This is a genomic window from Ruegeria sp. CDSA034, from assembly GCF_059612275.1.
On the sequence record NZ_JBXWQH010000006.1, the window covers coordinates 100,327 to 117,954 of the forward strand.

Here is a 17,628-nt window from a genome sequence, read left to right on the forward strand (position 1 = left end):
CCGTCTCCTTTTGGACGTACTTATGACGACACCAGTTCTTTCGCTCCAAAATGCCGCTTTGTCGCTGGATGGCAATGCCGGCCGGGTCAATATCCTGCACGATATTACCCTGACCGTCGCCAAAGGCGAAACGCTTGGGCTTGTCGGACCGTCCGGGTCCGGCAAATCCTCGCTGTTGATGCTGATGGGCGGGTTGGAACAGGCAAGCGCGGGCAAGATCACAGCCCTTGGCCAGGATCTGACTGGCATGGATGAGGATTCTCTGGCCCGTTTCAGACGCAATGCGATGGGGGTCGTCTTTCAGAACTTTCATCTGATCCCAACAATGACCGCCCTGGAAAATGTGGCCACGCCGCTGGAATTGGCCGGACACAAGGATGCGTTTCAACGCGCTGCGGCAGAACTTGACGCGGTTGGCCTGTCGCACCGCCGCGATCATTATCCGGCGCAATTGTCGGGCGGCGAACAACAACGCGTTGCGCTGGCCCGGGCCGCCGCGCCGCGTCCGCAAATTTTGCTGGCGGATGAACCGACAGGAAATCTGGACGAAACGAACGGCGCGGCTATCGTCGATTTATTGTTCGGCCTGCGCGACAAACACGGCGCCACTCTGGTGCTTGTAACCCACAGTCATAGTCTGGCGCGCAAGTGCGATCGGGTTGTACGCTTGCGCGACGGGCGAATTTCGGAAGACAGCCAGCAAAAGGCTGCGGAATGAGCTTTCGGCTGGCCGGGCGTCTGGCACGCCGTGAACTTCGGGGCGGGCTGCATGGGTTTCGCGTTTTCCTCGCGTGTCTTGCGCTGGGTGTCGCCGCAATCGCAGCAGTTGGATCGGTGCGCCACGCGATCCAAGCTGGATTGGCCGAAGAAGGCGCGGCCCTGTTGGGCGGGGATGCGCAACTGGAATTCACCTACCGATTTGCCACAGATGACGAACGCGCCTGGATGGACCAGACCGGGACAGCTGTCTCTGAAGTGGTCGATTTTCGCTCTATGGCTGTTGCTGATCAGGGCGCTGAAACGCAACGCGCGCTGACACAGGTCAAATCGGTCGACGACACGTACCCGTTATTGGGATCTCCAGTTTTGCAGCCTGTACTGCCCCTGCCGGCGGCTTTAGGGACGCATCAAGGACTTCCGGGCGCAGTTATGGATCCGTCGCTAATTGACCGGTTGGGTCTTTCCGTCGGAGATCGCTTTGCACTGGGGACGCAAGAATTCATCCTGACCGCCGCATTGATCCATGAACCGGACGGGGCGGCAGATGGCTTTGGTCTGGGCCCTCGCACGCTGGTGCGGACCGAAGACTTGCAAGCATCCGGCCTGTTGGCACCGGGAACCCTGTTTTCCACCAAATACCGCCTAGCCCTGCCATCAGGAACCGAGCTGCAATATCTAGCGGTAGAAGCGCGTCAGAACTTTGAGGGTACCGGTATGCGCTGGACCGACGCGCGCAACGGTGCGCCGGGGATTGCCGAGTTTGTCGGGCGGCTCAGCGCATTTCTGGTTCTGGTCGGGTTGTCGGGCCTTGCAGTCGGCGGTATCGGAGTATCGGCGGCTGTGCGCGCCTATCTGTCGCAAAAGACCGAGACTATCGCGACATTGCGCACTCTGGGCGCTGACAGGGCGACAATTTTCCAAACTTATATGATCCAGATCGGTGTCCTGTCGGGGATCGGGATCTTGCTGGGCCTTGCCTTGGGCGGGTTGCTGCCGCTGCTGCTGGCCCCCTTGATTGAAGCCCGGTTGCCTGTACCCGCGGTTTTCTCATTTTATCCGGCACCGCTTGCCGAAGCAGCGTTGTACGGTTTACTGACGGCCTTTCTGTTCACGCTCTGGCCCCTTGCCCGCACCGAAGACGTCCGCGCAGCGACCCTGTTTCGGGATGCTCTGACCTCGGCACGTGCGGTTCCACGAGGGGTATACCTCATCGCAACTGGTTCCGGCCTCGCGCTGCTGATCGCGTCAGCTGCCTGGTTCAGCGGCTCGGCGCGCCTGACGTTCTGGACCGCCGGAGGGTTGGTGGGCGCGTTGCTGCTGCTGTCCGCTGCGGCCTATGCGGTGCGCCGGCTGGCTCGGCTTAGCGCCCCATCAGCGCGCGGGCGTCCGGCCCTTCGGTGGGCCTTGTCGGCCATTTCCGACCCTCGCGAGGGCGCTGCATCCGTTGTACTGTCTCTGGGTCTTGGGCTTTCGGTTCTGGCGGCCGTTGGGCAGATCGACGGCACCTTGCGCAATGCAATTTCCGGCAACTTGCCGGACGTTGCCCCGTCTTACTTTTTCGTCGACATCCAGAAGGACCAAATGCCGGGTTTTAACGACAGGTTAACCACCGACCCCGGCGTCAGCCGGATCGAAAGCGCACCGATGCTGCGCGGGATCATAACGCAGATCAACGACAAGCCCGCCCGCGAAGTGGCAGGCGATCATTGGGTACTGGATGGCGACCGGGGCATCACCTATTCCGTCCGGCCACCTGATAACGCGCGCATAACCTCGGGCGAATGGTGGGCCGAAGACTATACCGGTACCCCGCAGGTGAGTTTCGCAGCCGAGGAGGCGGAAGAAATGGGCCTTAAACTCGGCGACCAATTGACCGTGAATATTTTGGGCCGGGACATTACCGCAGAACTTACATCAACGCGCGAGGTTGATTTTTCAAACGCAGGTATGGGCTTTATCATGTCCATGAACCCATCGGCCCTTGCAGGTGCCCCGCACAGTTTCATCGCGACGGTCTATGCCGAAGAAAAGGCCGAAACTGCAATTCTGCGCGATTTGGCCGGGAAGTTCCCCAACATAACGGCGATCCGGGTGCGCGATGCGATTGACCGCGTCTCGGGCCTGCTGGCGGGCATCGCAGCAGCCACGTCTTATGGCGCGGGTATTTCTCTGCTGACCGGCTTCTTGGTCCTCATCGGTGCTGCCGCGGCCGGGGAACCCGCGCGCCGATATGAGGCCGCCATCCTCAAAACACTGGGCGCGGACCGGCGGCGCATCCTGTTCAGCTTTGCCCTGCGCGCCGCGCTGTTGGGCGCGGCTGCTGGTGGCGTTGCGCTACTGACCGGCATCCTAGGTGGGTGGGCCGTTGCCACCTATATTTTCGACACGAAATTCTCGGTGATCTGGCCGTCCGCAATCGGAATTGTTCTGGCGGGCATCATCGTGACGCTTGGCGCGGGGCTGATCTTTGCCCTGCGTCCCCTGGCCGTCCGCCCTGCCCGCATCCTGCGTGCCAGCGATTAACCGGCGCGCGCGCAGGCAACCGGTTGCAGGATCTGCAGCAAAGGATCGTTGTCGCAGATCAGGGCGTCGAGCGTGATCTCGTCCAGTGAGGCATAGAAGACCTCAGCCGCGTCCTGAAGCGCCATCCGCAATCGACATGCATCCGTCAATGGGCAGGTGTTGTCGGCATCCGCAAAACACTCGGCCAGCGGCAGGTTGCCTTCGACATCACGAAACACCGATCCGATCCGGATCTGTTCGGCCGAACGCGCCAGAACCATACCACCGTTACGACCGCGTTGGGTGCTAAGATAGTCCAACTGGCTTAGCTGATTGATGACCTGCGCAAGATGGTTCTCGGAAATATTGCAGACTTCGGCAATCTCGGACTTGGTAACCAGCCTATCCTGATGAGCTGCACAATACATCAGCAGCCGTACCGCAATGTTCGTCCGTTTGGTTATCCGCATCGTGACCTCCCAAGTTTCAAGATGCAGACTTATTGCATGTCCGGCATAAAAGCGGTTTGACATACATCAATCGTCAGGAAAGGACGCACAGGCCCATGGCAGATCCCTATTTCTTTGGCTACGGCAGCCTTGTGAACCTTTCGACGCACGACTTTCCCGATCCGCATCCTGCCCGGCTAAAAGGCTGGCGGCGCGCGTGGCGACACACTGACCTGCGACCGGTCGCCTTTCTGACGGCAGTTTCGGACCCTGCGTCCGAAATCGAAGGCATGATTGCGCATGTGCCGAAAAATGATTGGATCGCCCTAGACAAACGGGAATGGGCCTATAAACGAATTCCCGCCACACAATCCGTCACGCACCCGGTAAAGCATGAGGTCGAGATTGCCGTCTACGCTGTGCCTCTTGACCGGCACAATGCTCCAAGCAATCACCACCCATTGCTACTGAGTTACATTGATGTGGTCGTGCAGGGATACCTGCGCGCATTTGGTGAAGACGGCGCAGATCGTTTCTTTGCCACCACAGATGGATGGGATGCGCCAATCCTGAACGACCGGGCCGAGCCCCGATACCCGCGCCATCAACAGTTGAAATCGGTTGAGACCGAATTCGTGGATGATCGTCTCAGCCGTCTCTCAGCCCGGATTGTGCAGAACGCATAGAAAAAAGGCGGGATCGAATGACCCCGCCTTTCCTCATTCTCTACAATACGTTCAAGCTTTTGCGCGGATCACCTGCAGAAGTGGCAACAGAGTGGCCATCTCAGGCCCCCGCTCCATGCCGGTCAGCGCCTTGCGCAGCGGCATGAACAGCCCTTTGCCCTTACGGCCGGTCGCTTCTTTAACCGTGCTGGTCCATTTGCCCCAGGTTTCGCCATCGAACGAACCTTCAGGCAGCAGCGCCATAGCCTCGGCGATAAACTCACGGTCCTCATCCGCGATCAGCGGCTCAGCCCCATCGCGACACAGCTCCCACCAGCCCTTGAGATCAGCCAAAGTGGTGATGTTCTCGCGTGCCATCGCCCAGAAGGGTTCGGCCAGATCGGCAGGAACACCAGCATCAGCCACAGCCTCGGCCACGTCGGCCAAAGGCAGGGACTGCAGATGCTTTGCCGTCAGCGGGAACAGGTCCTGCACATCGAACTTGGTTGGCGCGGCCCCAAAACGGTTCACATCGAAGCCTTCAATCAGTTCCGCCATTTCCGAGCGCAGCTCAACCGGATCAGACGATCCAAGACGCGCCATCAGGCTCAGCAACGCCATCGGCTGCACGCCCTGTTCACGCAGATCACGCAGGGCAAGCGTGCCCAACCGTTTTGACAGGGCCTCTCCTTGAGGGCCGGTCAACAACGAGTGATGCGCAAAGCGCGGGCAGGTACCGCCCAGCGCCTCGATGATCTGAATCTGGGTCGCGGTGTTGGTCACATGGTCCGAGCCGCGTACCACATTGGTGACGCCCATTTCTGTGTCATCCACCACCGACGCAATCGTATAGAGAACCTGACCATCGCCCCGGATCAGAACCGGATCGGACACGGATGCCGCATCGATCGAGATGTCGCCCAGAATGCCGTCATTCCACTCGATCCGCTCATGATCCAGCTTGAAGCGCCAGACGCCGCTGCCACGCTCGGCCCGCAGCGCCTCTTTCTCAGCATCGCTGAGGTTCAGCGCAGCGCGATCGTAAACCGGCGGCTTGCCCATGTTCAGTTGCTTCTTGCGCTTCAGGTCCAGCTCGGTGGGCGTCTCGAACGCCTCATAGAACCGCCCCATCTCGCGCAGTTTATCTGCAGCTTCGGCATAACGGTCCAGACGATCCGACTGACGTTCAACCCGGTCCCAATGCAGGCCCAGCCACTCCATGTCCTGTTTGATGGCGTCGACATATTCTTCTTTCGACCGCTCAGGATCGGTGTCGTCGATCCGCAAGATGAACGTGCCGCCGGCCTTGCGGGCGATCAGATAGTTCATCAGGGCGGTGCGCAGGTTGCCCACGTGGATGTAACCGGTGGGCGACGGGGCAAAACGGGTGGTTGTCATAGGTGTCTCCTGTTGGCGCGGCTCTTGTCACAGGATTGGCCAATTGTCCAGCAAAGGCGTTCAGGTCGGCTGGACCGGCCAGTGCCGATCCAAGTCCTTTAACCCGGCGCAGATCAGTTCAGACAGAACATTCGTGTCAATATCCGCCAACTTGTTCACATAGAGACAGGACTTGCCCAGTTTGTGTTTACCAAGTCGTGACAGAATATCCCCGAAATCCGCGTAGCCGGGCATGATGTAGATCGACAAAGCCGTTTTGCGCGGGGAAAACCCGGTTGCCAGAAACTCTCCTTCGCGCCCGGATTTGTAGCGATAATGGTAACGACCATAGCCCACAATCGACGCCCCCCACATAACGGGTTCAAACCCGGTCGCGTCCCGAAAGAGGGCATCCAACGCCCGCGCATCATCTGCCTTCTTCGCCGGTTGAACAGCCGCCAAAAAGCCCTCGACACTTTGACCTGTGGGAACGGTTTTGTTTTCAGATCGCGCCATAAACAAAAATTAACACGTAATGTTCATCCACGCAGCCCATTTGAAAAGGGTATACACTGGCAAGAGACTCGCGCCGACCTAAACTCACTGAATGCTGTTCTGACAGGGAGAACCAATATGACCATCAAATTGACCCGCCGCGCGGCACTAGGAACCGCGGCAGCTTTGCCCTTTGCCGCAGCTGCAGCGCCGGTTCTGGCGGCTGGGGCCGAGACCAAGGCAAATTCAACCGTCGCCAAATCCTTTGCGTTGGGCGATTTTACCGTAACGACATTGCTGGATGGCAGCCTGCCGCGCGATGGCGCCCAAGAAATCTTTGGCGGCGGAGCGTCAGATGAAGACTTCGCGAAAGTCTCAGCAGACAATTTCATCTCACCAGATGTCGCGCAATTCTTCTTTACCCCGACTTTGGTCAATACCGGGTCGGAGTTGGTCTTGTTCGACACAGGGCTGGGACAAGGTGGTATTCAAGCGGCACTAGCTGATGCGGGTGTTACCCCGGATCAAATCAATGTCGTCGTCATCACCCATATGCACCCCGATCATATCGGCGGCATGACAACCAATGACGCGCCAACCTTCCCGAACGCGCGCTATGTTACCTCCTCTCCGGAATATGACTTCTGGGCGGCGCAGGACGCGGGCAATCGTGTCGGAGATCTGGTCGCGGCCAAGGTCACACCTTTGGCCGAGAAGATGACCTTTGTTGAAAATGGCGGCGAAGTCTCGTCGGGTATCACCGCTGTTGCAGCTTATGGCCATACACCTGGCCACACGGTGTATCATCTAGAAAGCAATGGGCAGCGTCTGGTTCTGACCGCCGATCTGGCAAACCACTATGTCTGGTCCTTTGCCCATCCGGAATGGGAAGTCCGTTTTGACATGGACAAAGCAGCCGCCACGGCATCGCGCCGCGACGTGCTGGGCATGCTGGCCGCCGACAAGGTTCCGATGATCGGCTATCACATGCCATTCCCGGCAGCTGGCTTCGTTGAACCACGTGGCGACGGGTTCCGCTTTGTGCCGGTCAGCTACCAGATGATGGGATAGTACCCTAGTATCCCGGGTCCGGCCGCACCTTTGAACCATCCGTAAATCGGGACAGGCGAAAGGCGGCCGGATCAACGCATGGCGTGGTTTCACAAACCAGATCGGCCATTAAACGCCCCGCTCCGGGGCCGATCCCAAATCCATGACCTGAAAACCCCGTGGCGATGAACATCCCTGGCATGGTATCGACTGAAGATATTACCGGAATGGCGTCCGGGGTGACGTCGATCAAACCTGCCCAGCTTTGAACGATCTCTGCTTGCTCCAGCACCGGGAACCCTTTGCGCGCGCGCGCCCATGTCCGCCTCAGGACCTTGGCCGAGGGCTCAGGATCCAGCACACGGCAATGTTCGAATGGCGTGACGTCGGTGTGCAACCATGTTCGGTCCTCACCGGCCTCTGCCGCCCAGCGTTTGGACAGCCTGAAACGCAAGGATCGCCATTCCTGTCGGAACGCCGGAACAAACTGCAGCGCAAGCCGAAAACTATCCGGGACAATATCAACCGTATTCTCGTGCCCGGATGCAATTGTATAACCGCCATCGGCCCTTTTTCGCATCGCGAAGTCATCTGACCATATTGCTGTTTCCGGCCCATTCACCAGTGAAGTGCGTAGGACCGTGTTGAGAACCTTAAGCTGTGGCAGGTCAATCCCCGCATTGCCCGCAAACAGCCGCGACCACGCGCCTCCGGCAAGAACCACCCGTGCACAAGCCACCCGACCACGTTCGGTAAACACACCTGAGACATAACCGTTCTCGACATCAACGCTGCGCACTGCGCAGTTGGTCATCAGGCACGCCCCTTTGTCTCGTGCGGCTTCAGCGATCGCAGGGGCGGCCCATTGCGGTTCAGCCCGTCCATCCCATGGCATGTGCAGGGCAACTTTCAACCCCGATTGATTGTAGGGCAGCAAGCCATCCAGTTCAGCACCCGAAACCATCTCAGCGCCAGTGTGCAGACCTTCAACATGGCGCATCCAGCGTTCAAGATTTGCATGATCCCGCTTCCCCGAGGCGCCAAAAAGGATGCCGGAACGCGCAAATCCGGTTTGGCGCCCTGTGCGTTGATCCAGATCCTGCCAGATCTGCTGCGCTTCTAGCATGAGCGGGATTTCCCGAGGGTCCCGCAGCCCCAAACGCACCCATCCCCAGTTTCGCGAACTTTGTTCGCCCGCAATATGGCCTTTTTCGCACAGCAAGACTGACGCGCCCCGCTCTGACAGCTCTAAAGCTGTTGATGCGCCGATGATTCCGCCGCCTATGACCACAACGTCAACAGACTTGGGCAGATGCAGATCAGGTTCTACAGGAGTTGGTTTTGGACCGGGCATCCGCCGCTCTTACTTCATTGCTCGGACTGCAATGAATGCGCGGTATCAGGCAATAGGCAACATACCGCCTGATGCATGGATCACAATTTTCACAAGCTGTGGTTATAGTGCCAGATTGATCTCTGGCACTGTTGGATTCAACAGGTCCAGGCCGTTAAGCCGCGCCGCAGAGTTCAGCCCACTTCTGACGCAATGTGGCTGTCAATCCGGCATCGTTGCCGGCCAAATCTTCGCCCATGCTTTCTTGTGAAGGCAGTTCAGGCAGAACCGAAGAGGCCACAGATTCCGCTGGTTCCGATTTTTGCTCTGACGACATCTCAGCCCCCAAAAGGTCGGCAATGGCAGAATCAACCTGATCTTCGTCTAGTTCATGACCCTTGGTTTCCATCGAACGCCACGGAGGTGGCGAGTGGAGTGGTCTATCGTATTGCTCACGCATTTTCACACCAAATCGTTAACACAGACACGCAATTCACGATGCGTAACAAACAAAACTCGATCATAAACATCGAGCCACTTAAGAATGCGCCGCATCTGCCCCACATGAGGCGGCAATTAAGCTAAAATGTGTCAGAAAAATGTCCTGATTTCAAGCGCGTTAAACGGCCTAAGCCGAATCTAGATATGCACTGTCCCCACCACAGGGACAATGAATAAAAGCGCGCCCTCAAGCACCCTTTTTGGAAACGATCGGAGACTTAAAAAAATACGCGTGGTTTCAGCTCAAGACCGTTCACGCCAACGATTCACAATCGGGTATCTGCGGTCCAGCCAGAAGGCTCGCTTGGTCAAGCGCGTACCTGGTGCGGACTGAAACCGCTTATATTCGCTGATATAGATCAGATGCTCTACGCGACGGGCGACATCTGCTTCGAATCCTGCTGCTTCGCAATCAGCGATCGAGCCATCGCGGTCGACCAGGATTTCTAGGATCGCGTCCAGTTCCGGGTAGTCCGGCAGGCTGTCACTGTCTTTCTGGTCTTCGCGCAGCTCAGCACTGGGGGGTTTATCAATGACCGACGGTCGGATCACCTCACCTTCGGGGCCCATCATCCAGTCACGGTGATTGGCATTGCGCCAGCGGCATGTTTCGAACACGCGCGTTTTATACAGATCCTTGATCGGGTTATAACCGCCATTCATGTCGCCATAGATGGTCGCGTAACCCACAGCCACCTCGGACTTGTTGCCCGTGGTCAGCAGCAGTTCGCCAAACTTGTTCGAGATCGCCATCAGCAGCAAACCGCGCAGGCGGGATTGGACGTTTTCCTCAGTCAAATCCGCCTCGCGGCCCGCAAACAACGGGGCCAGAGTGTCTGTCACCGCCGCCCGACTGTCCGAGATCGGAACATAGTCGTAATGCACGCCCAGCGCCTTGGCGACGGCTTCAGCGTCATCTAGCGAGGCCTGGCTGGTGTATTCCGACGGCAGCATCACGCAACGGACGTTTTCCGCGCCGATTGCATCAACAGCAATTGCCGCGACCAACGCAGAGTCCACTCCACCCGACAGCCCCAACAACGCCTTTTTGAACCCGGTCTTGCCCATGTAATCGCGCAGGGATTGGACCATGGCACGATAGTCCTGCTCCCATTCATCCGGCTGCGGCACAACTTCAGCAGGCAAAATACGCCAACCCTCATCACCGCGCTCCAAATCGACATGTGTTACGGCCTCATCGAAGACCGGCATTCGAAAAGCCAGTTCTCCGCCCGGGTTAAGGCCGAAAGTCGCGCCATCAAAGACCTGATCGTCCTGACCGCCCACCATGTTCAGATAGATCAGCGGTAAACCGGTCTCGACCACACGGGCGACCATATGGTTCAGGCGCACATCATATTTGTTGCGGAAGTAAGGTGAACCATTGGGGATCAGCAGAAACTCGGCCCCGGTCTCTTCCAGTGTTTCCGAAACATCCGGGTGCCAGCTGTCTTCGCAAATCGGGCTACCGATCCGCGAGTTGCCAACCGAGTACGGCCCCCCCAACGGGCCCGCGTCGTACAGGCGCACCTCGTCGAACACGGTTTCATTCGGCAAGTGATGTTTCAGCACCTTGGTGCCGATGCGACCGCCCTTGAGGATCAGGTAGGCGTTGAAAAGCTTACCGTCTTCCGTCCACGGACCACCAATTGCTATGGCGGGTCCATCGGCACATTGCGCAGCCAGCGACTGAACCGCCGCCATGGCCGCTTGATGGAACACTGGCTTCATCACCAGATCCTGAGTGTTGTAACCGGTAATGAACATTTCGGGGAAAGCCACAAGGTCGGCACCAGCTTCGCGCCCCTGCTCCCACGCCGCAAGCGCCTTGTCCAAATTGCCTTGGATGTCCCCAACAACGGGATTGAGTTGTGCCAGAGTAATGCGGAAACGGTTGGCCATGCTGCCCTCTTGCCCTCGTCAGTCCTAATGCCATTTAGCAGATCGCACCGCGAGTGAAAGTCAAATGCGGCAAAACACGTTGCTCTGTCCGCACGGGTATCTTAGTTTTGCTTTAAAACGTGACAACCGGGCAAGGCAGGAAAAACCATGAACGCTATCCGCATTTCTTTGGCCGCCACGGCGATGGCTTTGCTGGCTACATCCGCCTTCGCGCAGGACGGACAGGTTATCGTTGCGGATGATGATGTTGGCGGCGTGTACGAGGGCACTTTCCTGAACGGCCTGCGACACGGCGAGGGCACTTACCGCCTGCCGAACGGGTTCGAATATGTCGGCGAATGGGTCGAAGGCGAAATTCAGGGCAATGGCATAGCGCGCTATGTCAACGGCTCGGTCTATGAGGGGATGTTCGCGAAGGGGCAACCCGAGGGGCAGGGCAAGATCATCTACCCCGACGGCGGCAGCTATGAGGGGGACTGGGCCGAAGGGTCAATCAACGGAACCGGAATTGCAAAATACACCAACGGCGTCCGTTACGAGGGCAGCTTCAAAGACGCCCGCTATCACGGCAAAGGCGTCCTGACCGACCCCAGCGGTTACGTCTACGATGGCGACTGGAAGGATGGCGTCAAGCACGGCGAGGGCAAAATTACCTCGACGCAAGGCAGCATCTACGAAGGGCAAATCAACAACGGCTTGCGCGATGGCCAGGGTACTCTGACCGTTCCGGATGGCATGACATATACCGGTGATTGGTCTCAGGACAGCATGACCGGCAAGGGCCGCTTGTTGCAGGCCAATGGCGACCTTTACGAGGGCGATCTGGTTGATGGCCGCCGTCAGGGCAATGGCAAGGCCACATATGCCAACGGTGCGACTTATGAGGGCGAATATGCCGATGACCGCCGCCACGGAAAAGGTCGCTTTCTTGGGACCGACGGGTTTGATTACACCGGCGAATGGGTGGACGGCCAGATCGAAGGGCTGGGTGAGGTCACCTATCCTGATGGCGCGACCTATACCGGTGATTTCAGCGCAGATCTGCCGCATGGCAAAGGCGTTCAGACCTATCCGGATGGCACCGTCTATGACGGCGAATGGACGGCTGGCATCTTTGAGGGCAACGGCAAGGCCACGTATCCCAATGGTGTTGTTTACCAAGGACAGTTCAAGAACGGTCTGAGCCATGGCACGGGCGTTCTGACATTCGCGAACGGGTATCGGTACGAAGGCGACTGGGTAGATGGCGCCCGTCAGGGTAAAGGCAAGGCAACATTTCCCGACGGAACATCCTATGAAGGTGATTTCCAAGACGGTCAGCGTCACGGCGAGGGAACTATCAAAACCCCACGTGGATTCAGCTATACCGGCGGCTGGGCCGAAGGCAAAATCAGTGGTCAGGGTGTGGCAACCTATGCCACCGGTGACGTGTACGAAGGCACCTTTTTGGATAACAAACGCCACGGCAATGGCACGATGCGTTATGCCAATGGCCTGGAAGAAACCGGCGTTTGGGAAAACGGCGTCCTACCCAGTGAGAACGTAAGTGCGCCCGACGCGACAGATACCGAAACCGAGCCTGATACATCCGCCTCTGACGGGTAATCAAGCTACCAGGGCACTGGCTTTCCCGCCCAGTCAAAAAACCCACCCGTATCAGCCGCATTTAACGCGGCTGATACGGATAGCAGGTTCCGGGCGGCCTCATCAGGTGCAACCGCAGGGTGCCGCCCGACATATTTCCGGGTGAATGCTGTCGTGACCGTACCGGGGTGCAAGGCGACGCAGATCGCCTGTTTATGGCTCCGGGCAAGCTCGATCGCGGATGTGCGCACAATCTGGTTCAGCGCCGCCTTGGACGCCCGATAACTGATCCATCCACCAAGCCGGTTGTCACCAATCGACCCCACTCGCGCAGACAACACGGCAAAGACGGCACGCCGGTCGCGCGGCAGCAAGCGCGCGGCATGCGCAAGAACTAACGCAGGTCCGACCGCATTCAGCGCGAACTGATCCATCATCGCCGGCGCGGTTAGCAGTCTGATGGTTTTCTCGGGGGTGGCACCATTAACCTCAAGAGCGCCAGCCGCGACCAGGATCAGGTCGAACGGGCCGGAAACGCCCGCCAACGTCCGATCTACGATCTCGGGGTCGGTCAAATCAAATCCGTCCTGTGACCGGGACAATGTGGTGACGTCGACCGACTGTTGCCGAAGCCTGTCGGCGATTGCACCTCCGATCCCACCCGAGGCGCCGATGATAAGTGCTGTTTCCATGCGGGTTGAACTAGCCGTCGGCAATGCGTGATCAACACATGTGGGAAAAAAGAAATCTCTTCATATGCCGGAGGAAAATTCGTTCTTTTCATTCCCGCCGCGCGATGTATAACCTCAACCCCATGATCAACCGCGCAGATATCCTGATTGCCGACACCGCCCTTCGCGGTGCGTCGCTGCGTGGCCTACTGATCCTAATCCGCCTCTGAGCGTGCCATCCGGCGCGCCCGCTCAGAGGAGGACGCCCGCGCGCCATAGGCTTTAGGACAGAAGAAGAAAGAGAATCCCATGACCAACGTGACCGACCAAGACCGCGTCTTGATCTTTGACACAACCCTGCGCGACGGCGAGCAAAGCCCCGGCGCAACCATGACCCATTCGGAAAAGCTGGAGATTGCCGAGCTGTTGGACGATATGGGCGTTGATATTATCGAGGCGGGGTTCCCAATTGCCTCCGAAGGTGACTTCAAGGCCGTATCCGAAATTGCCGAACGGTCAAGGAACAGCCGAATCTGCGGCTTGGCCCGCGCCAATTTCGCCGATATCGACCGCTGTTGGGAAGCTGTGAAACACGCAGGTAAAAGCCGAATTCACACCTTCATCGGCACCTCACCGCTGCATCGTGCCATCCCGAACCTGACGCAGGACGAGATGGCCGACAAAATCCACGAAACCGTGAGCCATGCGCGCAATCTGTGCGAGAACGTGCAGTGGTCACCGATGGATGCCACGCGGACCGAATGGGATTACCTCTGCCGTGTGATCGAGATTGCGATCAAGGCTGGCGCGACGACAATAAACATCCCCGACACGGTCGGCTATACGGCACCGATGGAGTCCGCCGATCTGATCAAACGTCTGATCGAAACGGTTCCGGGCGCGGATGAGGTGGTCTTCGCGACCCACTGCCACAACGACCTTGGCCTGGCGACCGCAAACTCGCTGGCTGCTGTTGCAGGTGGTGCACGTCAGATTGAATGTACCATCAACGGCCTTGGCGAACGTGCCGGTAACACCGCGCTGGAAGAGGTGGTGATGGCACTGCGCACACGCAATGACATCATGCCCTGGAACACCGGCATCGACACGACCAAGATCATGCATATCTCGCGCCGGGTCGCGACGGTGTCGGGCTTCAACGTGCAGTTCAACAAAGCCATCGTCGGCAAGAACGCCTTCGCGCATGAAAGCGGTATCCACCAGGACGGCATGCTGAAGAACCGCGAAAACTTTGAAATCATGCGCCCCGAGGATATCGGTCTGTCCGGGACATCCTTGCCGCTGGGCAAACACTCGGGCCGCGCGGCGCTGCGTGATAAGCTGAACACGCTGGGTTATGAGGTTGGCGACAACCAGCTCAAGGACATATTCGTTCGGTTCAAGGAACTGGCCGATCGTAAGAAAGAAGTGTTCGACGACGATCTGATCGCGTTGATGACGCTGGATGATGACGACGGCAACGATCACCTGCAACTGGTTTCGATGAAGGTTACCTGCGGAACCGTCGGCAAGGCCGAAGCCACCATCGAGATGGAAGTAGGCGGCAAGGAAATCATCGCCACCGAACAAGGCGACGGCCCGGTCGACGCTGCCTTCCGCGCCATTCGAGTTGTGCATCCGAATACGGCGCATCTGCAGCTTTATCAGGTGCACGCCGTGACCGAAGGTACGGACGCGCAGGCCACGGTATCGGTGCGTCTGGAAGAGGACGGCATGATCGCAACCGGCCAATCCGCCAACACCGATACAGTCGTGGCCTCGGCCAAGGCGTATATCCACGCGCTGAACCGCCTGATCGTGCGCCGACAAAAGGCCGGTCCGGGCGCAGATACCCGGGAAATCAGCTACAAAGATCTCACTTGAACAAAAAAGGGGCGGACGATTGTCGACCGCCCCTTCTCTATTATCTCCAGCCGCATTACGGCCAATAGAATAAGGTCAGATCTGCTGGCTTTTCTGTCCCGATCAACGAGTAGTCATACACCGGCGTATCGTTGAGATCGTTCAGCCCCGATACTGCATACCCTTCGGTTGGTATGTAGTTCGCGTCATAGTTCAGATCATAATCCCCGTTTTCGTCGTGAAACGCGATAACAGAAAAATACCCGCTGTGGAGGTCGGGAAAATCGAAGCGGAGCGGGTCCTCGGACGCTGGTGCCTCAAGATAACTAGCAGCTTTGGTGTAATCCATTTTGTCGAAGGCTGTCGCCTGGTCAAAGGCCATGACAATCACGTTGCCCTTGGTGCTGCGCGCACCATGCAGATTGACGGTCAGACCCTTGTCTTGCGAGGTCCCTGTGGTGGAAGCCGCTGCTTGGTCAATATCTGTGGTGAACCCCGAGGCGACCCAGGCGCCTCCGACAAACAGACCTGCCGTAACGATGGCCGCCACGATGCGTTGTGTGTTGCTTGGCATCTTTTGCGCTCCTACGCCTTACTTAGCGAGTTTACTCTGTTTACGGCCGTTCTTTGGCTGCCAGCCCGGCGGTCCGAAGAAAACACCCAGCTTGTTGCCGAACCCCGGCATGTTCCGGACATCCTTGAACAAGCGGGCAAAGCCGTGAAGGAAGGCGACGAAGGGATTGATCGAGTCGATCGGTTTGACGAGGCCATAGACCACCTCTTCCTTTTCGTCCTCGAACGTTCCGAACATGCGGTCCCAGATGATCAGAATCCCAGCATAGTTCTTGTCCAGGTATTTCGGGTTTGATCCATGGTGAACGCGGTGATGCGACGGCGTGTTGAAGATGTATTCAATCGGGCGCCACAGCTTTTTGATAACTTCGGTATGCAGGGCCGTCTGATACAGCTGCACCAGCAGTTCCGCGACCAGCACCATGAACGGGTTGAACCCCAAAAGCACAAGCGGCAGGTGGAAAAACAGCGGCCAAAAACCATCCAGCGGACCATGGCGATAGGCGACCGAGATATTGAAAAAGGGCGAGCTATGGTGAACAGAATGCGTGGCCCAAAGGAAGTTGATCCGATGCAGGATTCGATGCTCCCAGTAATAGGCCAGGTCTGCAAGGATCAGCACGATGATGAACGAAGCCCATGTTGTCGGAATATCGAACACGGCAAATTGCGAAGCCCAGACATAGGCACCGATATAGAAACCAGCCAACAGAACAAAGCTGATACCGATGAAGAAAACGAGCGTGATGAAATTGGTGACGGTGTCACCCATCATCTGCCAATTCAGCTTTTTGACGACTGCGTATCGGATCAATTCGAAGGCCAGAAAGGCCATGGCGAAGACGAAGAACCAATCGTCAATCAAGGTTTCCCAGTAATTCAGATGAAAGTCACTGATATGGCGGCTTAGGAAGTCCATCGAAGCAATCCGATTCCCGTTTGCTGTCACTTGTGATAGTTTATTTACGAGATCATCGCCGGAAATCAAGGTCCCGGTGTTTAAAAAAACGGTTTTTCCTGAAAGCTCATTGCTGTCACAGCAGATTTCATACCTGCGAGGCTTACTTTAGGAAAATCACATGTGATCACTGATTGCTCATCCGCGCAGATTGCCAAACAGGCCGTCCAGCGTTTCGGCGCACTCGTTCAGACCATAGGGCGCGTTCACAACAAACATTCCCGATCCAATCATACCGTGCCCTTCGCGTGCGGCCGGAAAGTGGACCTCGTGGTGTAGAACCTTGGCGAAATCCCGTTTCGCCAAAGCGTCGCGCATGGCCTGATGTCGCCCATTGGCCAGTATCGGATACCACAGCGCGATCACACCCACATTCCATTTCCGATTCAGCGATGCGATGATGCCGGGCAGTCTGTCATAATCGGATTTGATCTCATAACTTGGATCAATCAGCAAAACGCCACGGCGCGGCGTTGGCGGCAGCAGGGACTGGGCCAGTTCAAAGCCATCCTGCTGATAGGTCCGGGCACCGGTCGTGATCATGGCGTCAGACAGCGCGCGGTATTCCTGCGGATGCAATTCAGCAAGATGCATCTTATCCTGCGGCCGCAGCAGGTTCGCCGCGATCAGCGGCGACCCCGGATACGCCGTTTTGCCATGCCGATCGTGAACAGCGGCAATGGCCCTGCTCAGGGGATGATCGGCGTCAAACCAGCCTTCGGTCAACGCACGTTCAATTCCCGCAGCTGCTTCACCAGTCTGAACGGCTTGATCCGAGTCCAACTGGTACAGCCCCCGCCCCGAATGGGTTTCGATGTAGCTTAGCGGTTTGTCCTTTTGGGTTAGATAGGCCAACGTTTCTGCTAAAATTGCGTGCTTATGGACGTCCGCAAGGTTACCTGCGTGGTAAATATGTTGATATGAGAGCATGATGCCTTCTAAAGTCCCTGCAATTAAGGCGGAAAGGTGCTGATTGTCGCGGAAT

The 17,628-nt window shown here is 57.6% G+C and carries 16 protein-coding genes; 6 read left to right on the forward strand and 10 right to left on the reverse strand.

The annotated features are described in order from the left end of the window. Window positions 1–22 precede the first annotated feature (22 nt). Complete coding sequence (locus tag AC2FLJ_RS12345; protein WP_496706040.1) at window positions 23–718, forward strand: ABC transporter ATP-binding protein; 696 nt, start codon at window positions 23–25, stop codon at window positions 716–718. Further along, a complete protein-coding gene (locus tag AC2FLJ_RS12350; protein ID WP_496706042.1) occupies window positions 715–3,243 on the forward strand; it encodes an ABC transporter permease in 2,529 nt (842 codons plus the stop codon). Before AC2FLJ_RS12345 ends, AC2FLJ_RS12350 begins: the two co-directional genes overlap by 4 nt. Here AC2FLJ_RS12350 and AC2FLJ_RS12355 read toward each other — a convergent pair. Further along, window positions 3,240–3,692: an RrF2 family transcriptional regulator gene (locus AC2FLJ_RS12355; RefSeq protein WP_282169762.1), complete on the reverse strand. Its 453-nt coding sequence runs from the start codon at window positions 3,690–3,692 to the stop codon at window positions 3,240–3,242. The genes AC2FLJ_RS12350 and AC2FLJ_RS12355 overlap by 4 nt on opposite strands. Before the next feature lie 95 nt (window positions 3,693–3,787). Here AC2FLJ_RS12355 and AC2FLJ_RS12360 point away from each other — a divergent pair, with 95 nt between their 5' ends. Then, window positions 3,788–4,357, forward strand: a complete 570-nt coding sequence (locus tag AC2FLJ_RS12360; RefSeq protein WP_496706044.1) for a gamma-glutamylcyclotransferase family protein — start codon at window positions 3,788–3,790, stop codon at window positions 4,355–4,357. Between the two features lie 51 nt (window positions 4,358–4,408). On the opposite strand, the gene gltX is transcribed toward AC2FLJ_RS12360, so the two are convergent. Together gltX and AC2FLJ_RS12370 are read right to left on the reverse strand one after the other, a co-directional pair. Beyond that, the gene (gene gltX / locus AC2FLJ_RS12365; protein WP_496706046.1) at window positions 4,409–5,734 is read right to left on the reverse strand and encodes a glutamate--tRNA ligase; all 1,326 of its coding nucleotides are present in this window, start codon (window positions 5,732–5,734) and stop codon (window positions 4,409–4,411) included. Window positions 5,735–5,794: 60 nt separating this feature from the next. Continuing rightward, window positions 5,795–6,229: a DUF1801 domain-containing protein gene (locus AC2FLJ_RS12370; RefSeq protein ID WP_496706048.1), complete on the reverse strand. Its 435-nt coding sequence runs from the start codon at window positions 6,227–6,229 to the stop codon at window positions 5,795–5,797. 117 nt (window positions 6,230–6,346) lie between these two features. Here AC2FLJ_RS12370 and AC2FLJ_RS12375 point away from each other — a divergent pair, with 117 nt between their 5' ends. Next, window positions 6,347–7,279 carry an MBL fold metallo-hydrolase gene (locus AC2FLJ_RS12375; protein ID WP_496698848.1) on the forward strand — a complete coding sequence of 311 codons (933 nt, stop codon included), beginning with the start codon at window positions 6,347–6,349 and terminating at the stop codon, window positions 7,277–7,279. A gap of 4 nt (window positions 7,280–7,283) precedes the next feature. On the opposite strand, the gene AC2FLJ_RS12380 is transcribed toward AC2FLJ_RS12375, so the two are convergent. From AC2FLJ_RS12380 to AC2FLJ_RS12390, 3 genes are all read right to left on the reverse strand, one after another. Beyond that, a complete protein-coding gene (locus tag AC2FLJ_RS12380; RefSeq protein ID WP_496706050.1) occupies window positions 7,284–8,612 on the reverse strand; it encodes an NAD(P)/FAD-dependent oxidoreductase in 1,329 nt (442 codons plus the stop codon). A 154-nt stretch (window positions 8,613–8,766) separates the two neighbouring features. After that, the gene (locus AC2FLJ_RS12385) at window positions 8,767–9,000 is read right to left on the reverse strand and encodes a hypothetical protein (RefSeq protein WP_282120158.1); all 234 of its coding nucleotides are present in this window, start codon (window positions 8,998–9,000) and stop codon (window positions 8,767–8,769) included. A 335-nt stretch (window positions 9,001–9,335) separates the two neighbouring features. Continuing rightward, window positions 9,336–10,994, reverse strand: a complete 1,659-nt coding sequence (locus tag AC2FLJ_RS12390; RefSeq protein WP_496698842.1) for an NAD+ synthase — start codon at window positions 10,992–10,994, stop codon at window positions 9,336–9,338. 147 nt (window positions 10,995–11,141) lie between these two features. Here AC2FLJ_RS12390 and AC2FLJ_RS12395 point away from each other — a divergent pair, with 147 nt between their 5' ends. Continuing rightward, window positions 11,142–12,599, forward strand: coding sequence for an MORN repeat-containing protein (locus AC2FLJ_RS12395; protein WP_496698840.1), 1,458 nt, complete (start codon window positions 11,142–11,144; stop codon window positions 12,597–12,599). A gap of 5 nt (window positions 12,600–12,604) precedes the next feature. On the opposite strand, the gene AC2FLJ_RS12400 is transcribed toward AC2FLJ_RS12395, so the two are convergent. Then, window positions 12,605–13,270, reverse strand: a complete 666-nt coding sequence (locus AC2FLJ_RS12400) for an SDR family NAD(P)-dependent oxidoreductase (protein ID WP_496698838.1) — start codon at window positions 13,268–13,270, stop codon at window positions 12,605–12,607. A gap of 288 nt (window positions 13,271–13,558) precedes the next feature. Between AC2FLJ_RS12400 and AC2FLJ_RS12405 the strand changes: the two genes are divergently transcribed. Further along, on the forward strand, window positions 13,559–15,133 hold the full coding sequence (locus tag AC2FLJ_RS12405) for a 2-isopropylmalate synthase (RefSeq protein ID WP_496706053.1): 1,575 nt from the start codon (window positions 13,559–13,561) through the stop codon (window positions 15,131–15,133). Window positions 15,134–15,188: 55 nt separating this feature from the next. Here the strand turns inward: AC2FLJ_RS12405 and AC2FLJ_RS12410 are convergent, their stop codons facing one another. The 3 genes from AC2FLJ_RS12410 to AC2FLJ_RS12420 all read right to left on the reverse strand — a co-directional run bounded on the left by AC2FLJ_RS12410 (window position 15,189) and on the right by AC2FLJ_RS12420 (window position 17,573). Beyond that, a complete protein-coding gene (locus tag AC2FLJ_RS12410) occupies window positions 15,189–15,686 on the reverse strand; it encodes a DUF2141 domain-containing protein (protein WP_496698834.1) in 498 nt (165 codons plus the stop codon). An 18-nt stretch (window positions 15,687–15,704) separates the two neighbouring features. Further along, complete coding sequence (locus AC2FLJ_RS12415) at window positions 15,705–16,604, reverse strand: sterol desaturase family protein (protein WP_496706055.1); 900 nt, start codon at window positions 16,602–16,604, stop codon at window positions 15,705–15,707. A 177-nt stretch (window positions 16,605–16,781) separates the two neighbouring features. Beyond that, the gene (locus tag AC2FLJ_RS12420) at window positions 16,782–17,573 is read right to left on the reverse strand and encodes a 23S rRNA (adenine(2030)-N(6))-methyltransferase RlmJ (protein ID WP_496698830.1); all 792 of its coding nucleotides are present in this window, start codon (window positions 17,571–17,573) and stop codon (window positions 16,782–16,784) included. Window positions 17,574–17,628: the final 55 nt, after the last annotated feature.